Source organism: Nitrospirota bacterium (assembly GCA_035516965.1).
GTDB lineage: Bacteria > Nitrospirota > UBA9217 > UBA9217 > UBA9217 > MHEA01.
Window position 1 is genome coordinate 1 of record DATIZR010000112.1, and the last position, 12,132, is coordinate 12,132.

General features: G+C 59.6%; 11 protein-coding genes. 10 read left to right on the plus strand and 1 reads right to left on the minus strand.

Annotated elements, in window-relative coordinates; translation table 11 throughout:
• Window positions 1–605: nitroreductase family protein (locus VL197_16245; protein ID HUJ19537.1), on the plus strand; the 605-nt coding region annotated here is incomplete at its 5' end.
• Window positions 606–645: 40 nt separating this feature from the next.
• Here VL197_16245 and glgC read toward each other — a convergent pair.
• A complete protein-coding gene (glgC, locus tag VL197_16250; GenBank protein HUJ19538.1) occupies window positions 646–1,899 on the minus strand; it encodes a glucose-1-phosphate adenylyltransferase in 1,254 nt (417 codons plus the stop codon).
• A 364-nt stretch (window positions 1,900–2,263) separates the two neighbouring features.
• Between glgC and nuoE the strand changes: the two genes are divergently transcribed.
• The 9 genes from nuoE to VL197_16295 form a co-directional block, all read left to right on the plus strand.
• Window positions 2,264–2,752, plus strand: a complete 489-nt coding sequence (gene nuoE / locus VL197_16255) for an NADH-quinone oxidoreductase subunit NuoE (protein HUJ19539.1) — start codon at window positions 2,264–2,266, stop codon at window positions 2,750–2,752.
• Entirely contained in the window at window positions 2,736–4,634 is a 1,899-nt protein-coding gene (locus VL197_16260) for an NADH-quinone oxidoreductase subunit NuoF (GenBank protein HUJ19540.1), read from the plus strand. The genes nuoE and VL197_16260 overlap by 17 nt, the downstream gene beginning before the upstream one ends.
• On the plus strand, window positions 4,615–5,289 hold the full coding sequence (locus tag VL197_16265; GenBank protein HUJ19541.1) for an NADH-ubiquinone oxidoreductase-F iron-sulfur binding region domain-containing protein: 675 nt from the start codon (window positions 4,615–4,617) through the stop codon (window positions 5,287–5,289). The genes VL197_16260 and VL197_16265 overlap by 20 nt, the downstream gene beginning before the upstream one ends.
• A gap of 102 nt (window positions 5,290–5,391) precedes the next feature.
• Window positions 5,392–7,551, plus strand: a complete 2,160-nt coding sequence (locus VL197_16270) for a molybdopterin-dependent oxidoreductase (GenBank protein ID HUJ19542.1) — start codon at window positions 5,392–5,394, stop codon at window positions 7,549–7,551.
• Window positions 7,552–7,688: 137 nt separating this feature from the next.
• Complete coding sequence (gene cooS, locus VL197_16275) at window positions 7,689–9,671, plus strand: anaerobic carbon-monoxide dehydrogenase catalytic subunit (GenBank protein ID HUJ19543.1); 1,983 nt, start codon at window positions 7,689–7,691, stop codon at window positions 9,669–9,671.
• Window positions 9,672–9,785: 114 nt separating this feature from the next.
• Window positions 9,786–10,403 carry a hemolysin III family protein gene (locus VL197_16280; GenBank protein ID HUJ19544.1) on the plus strand — a complete coding sequence of 206 codons (618 nt, stop codon included), beginning with the start codon at window positions 9,786–9,788 and terminating at the stop codon, window positions 10,401–10,403.
• A gap of 161 nt (window positions 10,404–10,564) precedes the next feature.
• On the plus strand, window positions 10,565–10,765 hold the full coding sequence (locus tag VL197_16285) for a MerR family transcriptional regulator (protein HUJ19545.1): 201 nt from the start codon (window positions 10,565–10,567) through the stop codon (window positions 10,763–10,765).
• A 22-nt stretch (window positions 10,766–10,787) separates the two neighbouring features.
• Entirely contained in the window at window positions 10,788–11,840 is a 1,053-nt protein-coding gene (pilM, locus tag VL197_16290) for a type IV pilus assembly protein PilM (GenBank protein ID HUJ19546.1), read from the plus strand.
• A partial coding sequence (locus tag VL197_16295) for a hypothetical protein (protein HUJ19547.1) occupies window positions 11,837–12,132 on the plus strand: 296 nt, incomplete at its 3' end. The genes pilM and VL197_16295, both read left to right, overlap by 4 nt.

Consider the following 12,132-nt stretch of genomic DNA (forward strand, 5'->3'; position numbering starts at 1 on the left):
CGAGCATCCGCCGGTACCAGACGACGCCGGTGCCCGATGCGGACATCAGGAAGATCATCGAAGCCGGCACGAGGGCGCCAAATGCGAACAACACGCAGCCCTGGAGCTTTATCGTCATCAGGGACAGGAGGTTGCTTGGCCGGATGGCCGCTGCTGTCCGGGGCATGATCGACGCTATGATCCCCTTTGCCGAGGACGAGAGGCAGGCGCAGCGGCTCGCGGCGTATAAGGGAAATTACTACACGTTCTTCGAGAATGCACCGGTCGTGATCGCCGTGTTCCTGGAATCCTATGACGCGGGGACGGACAAGCTTCTTGCGAGGATGGGTCATGACCCGGAAGCCGTAAGGAGGCTCCGGCCGCTGCCCGGGCTCCAGAGCGTTGCCGCGGCCGTGCAGAACATGCTGCTCGCCATTCATGCCCTTGGCTATGGATCCTGCTGGATGACCGGACCGCTTGTGGCTCAGGAGGCATTCGAGAAGCTGCTGGGATTTGGAAAAGAGAAGTCTATTGCGGCGCTGCTCCCCGTCGGCGTGCCCGATGAGCATCCTGCGGCGCGGACAACCCGGAAGCCTCTTGAGGAGATCGTGACCGGGATTCAGTAACGGTGAGACACATCATTCCCGAGTGCGTTCCGTCGCCCTTTCAGCCGGGCCCTTCCGCCATCGATGCCGGCCTGTCCGCGTCGCACACTTCGGTCCCCTTCGCAATCACGACGATCCCCGACGACGTTACGTGGTAGCGCTTCCGGTCCTGCTCGAGATCATACCCGATCTCCGTGTGAGGCGGGATGAGCACGTCCTTGTCGATGATCGCCCTGTGTATACGGCAGTGCCGCCCGATGTCCACGTTCTCCATGAGGATCGAATCGTACACCTCGCTGTAGCTGTTCACCCGCACGTTCGGTGAGAGCACCGAGTTCTGCACCCGGCCGCCGCTGATGATGGACCCATGGGCCACGATCGAGTCCAGCGCGATGCCGAGCCTACCGCCCTTCTCCTCCTGTGCAAAGACGAATTTCGCGGGCGGGTTCTGCGACTGGTACGTGCGGATCGGCCACGTCTTATCGTACAGGTTCAGCAGCGGGTCGACGCTGACCAGGTCCATGTTGGCTTCCCAGTATGCGTCGATGGTCCCCACGTCGCGCCAGTATTTCGCCGCCTTCCTGTTCTTGTCCTCGAAGTTGTAGGCATAGACGCGGTCGGTCTTCATCATCTGCGGAATGATGTTCTTGCCGAAGTCATGCGACGTGTCCCTGAGCGCGTCGAACTCGAGGTGCTCGATGGCTTTCTTGGTATTGAACAGGTAGATGCCCATGGAGGCGAAGGCCATGCCCGGGCGGCCGGGTATCGGCGTGGGGGCCTTCGGCTTTTCCTCGAATCCCACAATGCGATGGTCGCGGTCCACCTCGATCACGCCGAAGGATGATGCCCCGGTTGCCGGGATTTCGAGGGCCGCAACCGTTGCATCGGCTCTCTTCTCCTCATGGAAGCGCAGCATCTCAGAATAGTCCATCTTGTAGATGTGGTCCCCGGCGAGGACCATCAGGTGGTCCGGAGCGTCCTTCTCGATCATATAGATGTTCTGATAGATCGCGTCCGCCGTTCCCTGGTACCATTTGTCGCCAACGCGCTGCTGCGGCGGCACGGAGATGATGTATTCGTTCAGCTCCCCGGAAAAAAAGTTCCAGGCGAGCCGGAGGTGCTTGTCCAGGGACAGGGATTTGTACTGCGGGAGCACGGCGATCTTGCGAATCCCCGAATTGATGCAGTTGGACAGGGTGAAGTCAATGATCCGGTAGATGCCTCCGAAGGGAACGGCCGGTTTTGCGCGGTGGATGGTGAGGGGGTGAAGACGTTCTCCCTTGCCGCCTGCAAGGATCATTGCAAGGATGCTCATACGCTGCTGCGCTCCTTATTCTTTGTTCGGTAACAGGTACCATAATAGCAGGCAGACGAGAGACTGTCAAACAACGCCGGAGGGAAGCAACATGGGAAGTTGCAGTACCCGTGCCGGTTGAGCGCCCGGGATAGAGAATAATAATTTTCATATCATTTTTTTTTATAGTATTTTTGCTTGATTTTTTGGCGGGTGGTTGTTAATATGAGCTTCCTTACAAGAATGATTCACGGTGTCCTTCTTTGACGAGTTACATTTACCGGTAACAAGTATCGCAATTCTCCGGCATCACTTTAATCAAATCAGGTATTTTCTTTCTTTTCAGATGGTTGTTTCACCACCGATGGGGGGGAGGTTTTTTATCGTGCTCCAGAATGATGAAGTGAAAAAAGTAGAAGCAGTCCTTGATGATGCCCAGGGCCAGCGGGGAGTTCTCATCGCAGTTCTCCAGCGGGTGCAGGAGAAGGTCGGCTACCTGCCCGAGGACGCGATGCGGCTGATCGCGGACCGGCTGCATTTGTCCCTGAACAACGTCTATGGCGTTGCCTCGTTCTACAAGCATTTCCATTTCAAGCCGCGAGGCAAAAACGTGGTGAAGGTCTGCATGGGCACCGCTTGTCACGTGCGCGGAGCCAAGGCCGTGCTCACCGAGATGGAGCACAAGTTGGGAATCAAGGAAGGCGAGACAACGAAGGACCTGTCCGTCACGCTTGAGACCGTGGGCTGCGTCGGGTGCTGCGCGCTTGCGCCGGTCGCGACCGTGAACGACCAGGACCTCTACGGCGAGTTGACGCCCAAGATGGTGGATGACATTATTGCGATGGCGAGGAGTGAACATGGAACTCACGTTTAAGCGGTTAAGCAACGTCGATGACCTCGAAGCCCTCCGCGTCCGGCTGAAGCAGGAGCGCTCGACAAAAGAGACCCACCGCGTGCGCGTCTGCTGCGGCACTGCCTGCCAGGCATCGGGCTCCCGGAAACTGGTCAAGAAGTTCGAGGAGGAGGCAAAGGCCAAGGGCGTCGAACTCGAGATCGTCAAGACCGGGTGTCAGGGCTTCTGCCAGCGTGGACCGGTCATGATCCAGGAGCCGCAGGAGACCTTCTACCAGAAGGTGAAGGTTGCCGATATCCCAGCCCTTTTCTCCACGTCCGTCCTGAACGGCGTGCCCTACCGAAAACAGCTTTACCGCGAGTTCTCGCTGTCCGAGCCGAACACGGCCATGCAGGACATCCCGTTCTACAAGAAGCAGAAGCGCGTGGCGCTCCACCGGAACGGTGTCGTGGACCCCTGCAACATCTACGATGCAATCCGCGAGGACGGGTATGCTGCCCTGGCCAAATGTCTTACCGAGTACAAGCCTGATGAAGTGATCGACATCGTGAAAAAGTCCGGCCTCCGCGGCCGCGGAGGCGCGGGGTTCCCGGCGGGGCTCAAGTGGGAGCATACGAAGAAATCGGGCGCCAAAGTCAAGGCTGTGGTCTGCAACGGCGATGAGGGCGACCCGGGCGCGTTCATGGACCGGGCACTCATGGAAGGCGATCCCCATTCCGTGATCGAGGGAATGATCATCAACGCTTACGCGATCGGAGCACTGCACGGCTATATCTACGTGCGGCACGAGTATCCTCTCGCCGTGAAGAACCTCGGTATCGCCATCAAACAGGCGGAGGACCTGGGCCTGCTGGGTAAGAACATCCTGGGAAGCGGCCTTGACTTAACCATGGAGATCAAGGAAGGCGCGGGCGCCTTTGTGTGCGGCGAGTCAACGGCCCTGGTGGCCTCCATCGAGGGCGAGCGCGGCATGCCGCGCCCCCGTCCGCCGCGCCTCTCCGAGGCCGCGGGCGGTCTCTGGGGCATGCCCACGAACCTGAACAACGTCGAGACCTTCGCAAATGTGCCGACGATCATCACGAAGGGACTGAATTACTATACCGGGATCGGGACCGAGAAGTCAAAGGGCACGAAGGTCTTCGCCCTCACGGGCAAGATCAAGAACACGGGCCTCATTGAAGTGCCCATGGGCATAACGCTCAGGGAGATCATTTTCGACATCGGCGGCGGCATGCTGAACCCGGACAGGCAATTCAAGGCCGTCCAGACCGGCGGCCCGTCGGGCGGCTGCATACCGGCCCAGTTCCTCGACATGCCCGCCGATTTCGATACGCTCGCAAGCGTGGGCTCCATCATGGGATCGGGCGGCATGGTCGTCCTCGACGAGGACGACTGCATGGTGGACGTGGCAAAGTACTTCCTCTCCTTCACCAAGAGCGAATCCTGCGGCAAGTGCCCGCCGTGCCGTGTCGGCACCTGGCAGATGTACGAACTGCTGGACAAGATCACGTCAGGACAGGGGGAAAAAGGCGATATCGAACGGCTCGAAAAGATGGGCAAGCTGGTCGTTGCCGGGTCCCTCTGCGGCCTCGGCAACAGCGCGCCCAATCCGGTCCTCTCCACGATCAAATATTTCCGGGAAGAGTACGAAGAGCACGTGAACGACAAGTTTTGCCGCGCCAAGAGATGCCAGGGGCTGGGCTCCTTCCGCATCCTGCCCGAGCACTGCATCCTGTGCGGCATGTGCAAACAAGCTTGTGCTTTCGACGCCGTGACCGAGCTCAGGGACAGGTTCTTCATCGACCAGGATTACTGCACGAAATGCAAGGCCTGCTACTCGGTATGTCCCACCCAGGCCATCGTGATCGAAAAAGGAGGGGCTCATGTCGCAGCAGGAAAGTAAGTGCCCGGTCAATGCCACGCGGGCCAAGCTTGCGCTCTTCTACTATGACGATCCCAAGAACGGCATGTGCTCCAAGTGCCATCCCTGCAAGCTCGGGATCTTCGACGCGATCAAGATCTTCGAGGCCATCCAGTCCGGCCACGGCTCGAAGAAGGACGCGGCGCTCCTCGAGCGCATCGCCGTCGACGTGAAGGACGGCGGCATGTGCAAGAAGGGCAAGGACCACGCCGATATCCTTGCCGCGTTCCTCAACCAGCACCGGGACGACCTGCTCCGTCATATCGACGGCGTCTGCACGCACCTCGAGTGCGCGGCCCTTGTGCGCTACGAGATCGACCCTGACAAGTGCACGATGTGCGACAAGTGCCGCGAAGTTTGCAAGGACTTCGCTGTCGAGGGACAAAAGCTCGTTCCGGGCAAGACGGGGTTCACCTCTTACCGCGTCAGGCAGAAACGCTGCACCCACTGCGGCGAGTGCATCAAGGTCTGCCCCGAGGGTGCGGTCATCGTGGTGGAAAAGGAGCGGGAGCAGGCGGTCAAGGAGCCGGTGCGGACCCTGGTCTGCACCTGCGACGTCAGCGGCAGACCGACCGGCAAGGTCCCGGTCTGCTCCATCCACGACACGGGCGCGGTCCTGTCGGGGGCGAAGCAGTAAGGCAGGGATCAGTATATTTCGCAAATTGCCAACGGCAAATTAAATATTTTCAATTTTCAATCCCACATTTACAATGAACGATTCTGTTTTTCGGAGGAAGCTATGACGACCAAGATGGTGAATATGGAATTCGACGGCAGGGCCGTATCGGTCCCCGAGGGGATGACCCTCGTCGATGCCGCCGCGACCGTGGGGGTCCACATCCCGAACCTGTGCCACATTAAGGAGCTGCGCGGCGTGGGCGCCTGCCGCATGTGCATGGTCGAGATCGAGGGCATGAAGACCCCGGTCACCGGCTGCACGACCCGCACCAAGGAAGGCATGAAGGTTCAGACAAAGACCCCGAAGGTCGAGGAAATCCGGAAGTTCGTGACCGACTTGGTGCTTTCCTTCCATCCCCTTGATTGCATGACCTGCCCCAAGGCGGGCGACTGCGACCTGCAGCGTTACGCTGCGGACCTGAGTATCCGGGAGTCCTCGTTCGGCCGCAAAAGCTTCAACTATGAGCTGAACGACCGGAGCCCCTTCATCACCATCGACAACAACTACTGCATCCTCTGCGGTCGGTGTGTGCGGGTCTGCAAGGAGCAGAACACGAATGTGCTCGATTTCATGGGCCGCGGCATCACGACCAAGGTCACGACCGCCCTGGACAAGCCCCTCCACGAATCCGGCTGCACCTTCTGCGGCTCCTGCGTGGAAGCATGCCCCGTGAACACGATCATGGAGCGGGACCGCTGGCAGCACGGCCGGGAATGGGATCTTGAAAAGACCGACTCGGTCTGCACCGCCTGCGGCTCGGGCTGCAGCGTGGTCGTTTCGAAGAAGGACGGCCGCATCGTGAAGGTAAATACGAAAGAATCGAACGGCTATATCTGCGCCATCGGCCGGTTCGCTTTTGACTCCCTGAAATCGGGGAACAGGATCACGACACCTCTGAAGAAGCAGGGCGGGAAATTGGTCCCGGCCACCTGGGAAGAGGCGGCGAAGATCGCCGGCGACGCCCTGAAGAAGGCCGGCGCCCACGCAGGATTCATCGCTTCGGGCTCGCTTACGAACGAGGAGGCCTGTGCGGTCCAGAGGCTTGCCGCCGCATCGGGAAGCGCGAACATCGACACACCGGCATCCTCCTACGCGGGCGGCGCGATCGCAGCGCTCCGCGCGGTCTACGGCGATGCGGGGATCGGCGTTGCATCTCAGGCCGACCTGTCGGCCGCGGACTGTGTTGTCGTGATCGGGGCCGACCCGTCGCAGAAGCAGCAGTCGCTCCAGGAGGTTGATGTCATGATCCGCAGGCGCGCGCAGGCGGGCGCGAAGCTCATCGTCGTGAGCACCGAGAAGACCGATCTCGCGCATCATCAGAACGCGATCCTGCTGCAGCTCAAGGCAGGCACGGACACTGCTCTCCTGGGCGGGCTCCTGACCGCGGTATTGGCAGAAGGCGCAACTCCGGCCGCGAAGGGTCTCGATGCGCTGAAGAAGGCGCTCGTGACAACGGACAGCGCGGCAGCGGCCTCCGGGGTGCCTGTCGAACAGATCGCCGCGGCAGCAAAGGCATATGCAGCGGCCAAGCAGCCGGTGGTCGTGCTGGGAACGGGCATCTCGGCCAGTGAAGAAGCCTGCCTGCAGGCGCTGAATCTGGCGCTTGTCAAGAGCGCCGGCGTCATGCCGCTCATGCTCGAGGCGAACGCGCTCGGCGTCATGCAGATGGGCTGCCTGGGCGGGATGGCCCCGGGCTTTGCCAAGGCGAAGAAGATGGGCAAGAGCTATGAAGAGATGAAGAAGGGCATGAAGGCGCTCTTTATCGCCGGGAACGTTCCTGACGCGGATTTCACGTCGGACATGATCATTGTTCTGGCGGGTCATGCAAACGCCCTCACCGAGAAGGCCGATCTTGTGCTTCCCCTGGCCGCACTGTATGAGAAGCAGGGTACCATCGTGAACACCTACGGCACGCAGAAAATTTTTGCGCAGGCACAGCCGGCCGCAGCCGGCATCAGGGACGGCGTGGAGGCCGCTTCCGATATCTCAGCAGCGATCGGCAAGGCCAAAGCCTTCAAGGTAAAGGATATTGCCTCTCTCGTGAAGAAGGTGAAGGCCGGCAAGATCGGGCCAGGGAGCTTCAAACCGGTTAAGGCGGCGTCGGCGAAGCCCTACGGCAGGTCGGCGACCGTCCTGCTCTTCGCAATGAACCGGGGCATGCTCGCCAACACGGGAGTGATCAAGGTCCTGGTGGCGCAGCAGCCGGCGCTCCAGCAGTAGCCGGCCGCCAGCTATAAGAATTGTAAATTGAGCTATAAAATTTTCTGTGGTATTTTTGCTTCCCTTTTTGTATAATGCCACGGTTTTGATACCAGAGGGCTTCCTGTCCCTCATGCTGAAAGGAGTTCCAATCGCCCATGAGAGAAGACCTTAAATCAGTTGACCCGGCGGCTCAGGTGTTGCTTAAGGCGGCCGGTCTGAAAAAGCTGGAAACCGCGTTCGAGCGGGCCGAACGATTGAAGCCCTGCCCGATCGGCCATCAGGGTGCGTGCTGCAAGATGTGCCACATGGGTCCCTGCCGTCTGGTCGGCAAGGAAGAAGAGGCCGAAGGCGTATGCGGCGCAACCCTGCCTGTTGTGACCGCGAGGAATTTTGCCCGCATGGTCGCCGCGGGAACGGCGGCGCATTCCGACCATGCCCGGGACCTGGCGAACACGCTGCTCGCGGTGGCGCGCGGCGAGGCCAAGGACTTCCAGGTCAAGGACGTACGCAAGCTGAACCGTGTTGCCGGCTATCTCGGCATCAATGTCGAAGGCAAGTCCGTGAACGAAGTGGCCGAGAAGGTCGCCCTCAAGTTCCTGGAGCAGTTCGGACAGCAGCGCGGCGAGCTGGCTTACCTGGGCCGGGCACCCAAGAAGCGCCAGGAGATCTGGAAGAAGCTCGGAATCGCCCCCCGCGCTATTGACCGTGAAGTGGTCGAAATGATGCACCGCACCACGATGGGCGTGGACCAGGAAATGAACAATATCATGCTCGGCGCAATGCGCGCGTCCCTCGCCGACGGCTGGGGCGGGTCCATGATGGGCACCGACATTTCGGACATCCTGTTTGGGACCCCGAAGCCCGTGAGGACGAACGCCAGTCTCGATGTGTTCAAGGAGGACCACGTGAACCTCGTGGTCCACGGACATGAGCCGTCATTCGCCGAGATGCTCGTGGTCGCTTCGGAAGATCCCGAACTGATCTCCTACGCGAAGTCCAAGGGCGCCCAGGGTGTAAAGCTGGTCGGCATGTGCTGCACCGCGAACGAGATCCTGCTCCGGCACGGAATCGCCACGGCCGGCGGCTTCCTGCAGCAGGAGCTCGGCATTCTCACGGGCATGGTGGAAGCCATGGTCGTGGACGTGCAGTGCATCATGCCCGCGATCGGCGAGCTGTCCAAGAAATTCCACACCAAGGTCGTTACGACGACGCCCAAGGGCAGGATGAAGGACGCCATCCACATCGAATACGATGAGCACCATGCCCTCGACCTCGCGAAGAAGGTCGTCCGTCTCGCGATCGACAATTTCCCGAACCGGAAAAAAGAGCTGGTCACGAAGGCCAATATCAGGCCTCCCGATCTGATCGCGGGCTTCTCGCATGAGTACATCGAATACATGCAGGGAGGGCAGTACCGCGGGTCCTTCAGGCCGCTGAACGACGCCATCATCGCCGGCCGAATCCGGGGCGTTGTCGGTCTCGCGGGGTGCAACAACCCGCGCGTCACCCAGGATAGTCTGCATAATTTCCTGAGCCGCGAGCTGATCAAGAACGACGTGCTTGTGGTCCAGACCGGATGCTCCGCCATGGCCTCGGCCAAGGCCGGCTACATGACGCCGGAGAATGCACTCGAGAACGCGGGCCCCGGCCTGCGCGAAGTCTGCGAGGCCATCGGCATTCCGCCGATCCTCCATATGGGATCTTGTGTCGACAACTCCCGTATCCTGACCGTGGCCGCGGCCATCGCCGAAGCCGGCGGGCTCGGCGACGATATCGGCGGCCTTCCGGCGGTCGGCATCGCTCCCGAATGGATGAGCGAGAAAGCCATCGCGATCGGCACCTACTTCGTGGCGTCGGGCGTACCGATCATATTCGGCGCCGGCTCCCCGGTGAGCGCCAGCAAAACGCTCAGGGACCTGATGGAGAACAAGTGGTGGGACATGGTGGGCGCGGGCTTCTATTTCGAGGAGGACGCCGGCAAGGTCCTCGAGCTGACGCTGAAGCTGATCGATACCGCCCGCGAGAAGCTGAAGATCCGCAAGTACGAACAGGGCGCGTTCGGCACCGAACGCGTGTTGATGGATATGGCGGCGCGGCGCGCCGGGACCTTCGCCACGCCCCACGGCGAGAGCGTATAGCATCACGGGAACCTGATCAGGAGAGGTCTTCAGACCTCTCCTTTTTTTATTTTTGCCGCGCTCATGTGCCGGGATGTTTCCCTGAGAGCCGCGCAGGAAGAGAGGAGCGGGGCTTTGTATCAAGGCGAGCGGTTGAACAGCATCACGCACCTGGTCGGCGCGGCACTGGCGATTGCGGGCTTGGTCATTCTCGTGAGTTCCGCTGCGGCAAAAGGGGATACCTGGAAGATCGTGAGCTTCAGTATCTATGGCACAACGCTCGTAGCCCTGTACACGTTCTCAACGCTCTATCACAGCTTCCAGGGAAAGGTAAGGCTTTTTTTCCAGAAGCTGGACCATGCCGCCATCTACCTGTTGATAGCGGGCACCTATACGCCGTTCACTCTGGTTTCCCTGCGGGGCCCCCGCGGCTGGACGATGTTCGGCATCATCTGGGGGCTCGCGATCGTCGGGCTCATGCAGGACGTTCTTTTCAGAACACGCAAACAGTACCTCTCTGTGTCACTCTATATTCTCATGGGGTGGCTCGCGGTGGCCGTGATCCGGCCGCTTGCCCGGGTCCTTCCCGTGTCGGGCCTGATCTGGTTGATCGCGGGCGGAGTTCTGTATACCATCGGTGTTCTCTTTTATGCGCTTGGCCACCGGATGAAATATGGCCACGTCATTTTTCATTTCTTCGTTCTCGGCGGGAGCATCAGTCACTTCATTACGATCTATCGGTCGATCGCATGATCCGATGCCGCTCCACTGCTTCCGCAGCCTCTTTTCTGCCATCGCAAAATCTTTTCTAACCAAAAAAACACCTTGACAACAGGTCGTATTTAAGTATTATAGTAGCTATACTCACTATAACTAGTATCATCAACCACGCCAGTTACGTTGACGAGGGTACCATGGCCAAACGCAAAAATTCGAAAAAGTATAAAACAAAAGAGATCTGTGACCGTTTCGATATCTCGCGGGCGACGCTCTTCCGGTGGGAGAGCGAGGGGCTCCTGATGGGCGTCGGGCGGGACTGGCGTGGCTGGCGCATATACGATGACAGCAACCTGAAGTCGATCGAGAGGATCATCAGGGGCAAGAACGCCGTGTAAGGCTTTTTTTCGCGGAGCAGGCATGTTTTTTTCTAAAACAGCAGAACCGATCGCGTTGGACATAGGGTCCACCTTCATCAAGCTCGTGCAGCTGAAGGGCTCGAAGGGGAACTATCATCTTGTGAAGTTCGGCATGGTCCCGCTCCCTCCGGAGGTGATCGTGGAGGGCGCAGTGATGGATGCCGGCCGCGTGGTGGAGGCCATCAAGGAGCTCCTGGTTGCGCAGCAGATCAAGACCAAGGAAGTGGTACTCTCGGTCTCCGGGAGCTCGGTCATCATCAAGCGCATTTCCGTCGCCGATATGACCGATGAAGAGCTTGCAGAGTCGATCAAATGGGAGGCGGAGCAGTACATCCCCTTCTCGATCGATGACGTGAACGTTGACTTCCAGAAGATCGGACCGGGCGCCCAGGAGGGGCAGGCCGATGTGCTTCTCGTGGCCGTCAAGAAGGACAAGATCAACGACTACGTTAATCTGGTGAAGGAAGCGGGCCTCGAACCGACGGTCCTCGACGTGGATGCCTTCGCGCTGGCGAACATGTATGAACTGAACTACGACATGGAGTCGGGCATCACGGCGCTTTTGAATATTGGCGCCTCCGTCATGAACATCAATATCCTGAAGGAAGGTGCATCGATCTTTACCCGGGATATTACCGTCGGCGGGAACCGCTATACCGAGGCGTTCCAGCGGGAATTCGGCCTGACCTACGAGGATGCCGAGAAGGTGAAGCGGGGCGAGCCGGTCGAAGGCGCGGATCCGGAACAGATCGCCGGTGTCATGGCTTCCGTGACGGAAGATATCGTGGCCGAGACGCAGCGATCCCTCGATTTTTTCCGGTCAACGACCGGCAGCGAGCAGGTTTCACGCATTCTGGTCTCCGGCGGCTGCGCCCGGATCGGCGATTTCACCAAGGTACTCGCCGAGCGGATCGAGATCCCTGTCGAGATCACCAACCCCTTCAAGAACATCAAGGTTGATCCGAAGCGCTTCAATGCGGTGTCGCTGCAGGAGGCCGGTCCCCAGTCCGCCATTGCCGTGGGGCTTGCGATCAGGAGGCCAGGGGACCGATGATCAAGATCAACCTTCTCCCGACAAAGAAGAAACCTCCCCGGAAGGTCACTGAGCTCCAGCAGCAGCTGATCCTCGGCCTGCTCATCCTCGTTCTTGCGCTGCTGGGGATGTGGTTCTACTACAACTCGCTGAACGATAAGATCAGTACGCTGACCAGGACCAAGGCAGACGCAGAAGCAAAGATCCGCGACCAGGACAACATGCTCAAGGAAGTGAAGATGGTCGAGGACGAGCGCAAGAAGGTCAACGAGAAGATCGGCGTGATCGAGCAGCTCAAGAAGAACCAGGCCCT

Excerpts from the sequence above, each read along its gene's own strand:
- glgC (HUJ19538.1), bottom strand. The coding sequence starts at position 1,899 with ATGAGCATCCTTGCAATGATCCTTGCAGGCGGCAAGGGAGAACGTCTT.
- VL197_16260 (HUJ19540.1), top strand. The coding sequence starts at position 2,736 with ATGGAACTCACGTTTAAGCGGTTAAGCAACGTCGATGACCTCGAAGCC.
- VL197_16265 (HUJ19541.1), top strand. The coding sequence starts at position 4,615 with ATGTCGCAGCAGGAAAGTAAGTGCCCGGTCAATGCCACGCGGGCCAAG.
- VL197_16270 (HUJ19542.1), top strand. The coding sequence starts at position 5,392 with ATGACGACCAAGATGGTGAATATGGAATTCGACGGCAGGGCCGTATCG.
- cooS (HUJ19543.1), top strand. The coding sequence starts at position 7,689 with ATGAGAGAAGACCTTAAATCAGTTGACCCGGCGGCTCAGGTGTTGCTT.
- VL197_16285 (HUJ19545.1), top strand. The coding sequence starts at position 10,565 with ATGGCCAAACGCAAAAATTCGAAAAAGTATAAAACAAAAGAGATCTGT.
- pilM (HUJ19546.1), top strand. The coding sequence starts at position 10,788 with ATGTTTTTTTCTAAAACAGCAGAACCGATCGCGTTGGACATAGGGTCC.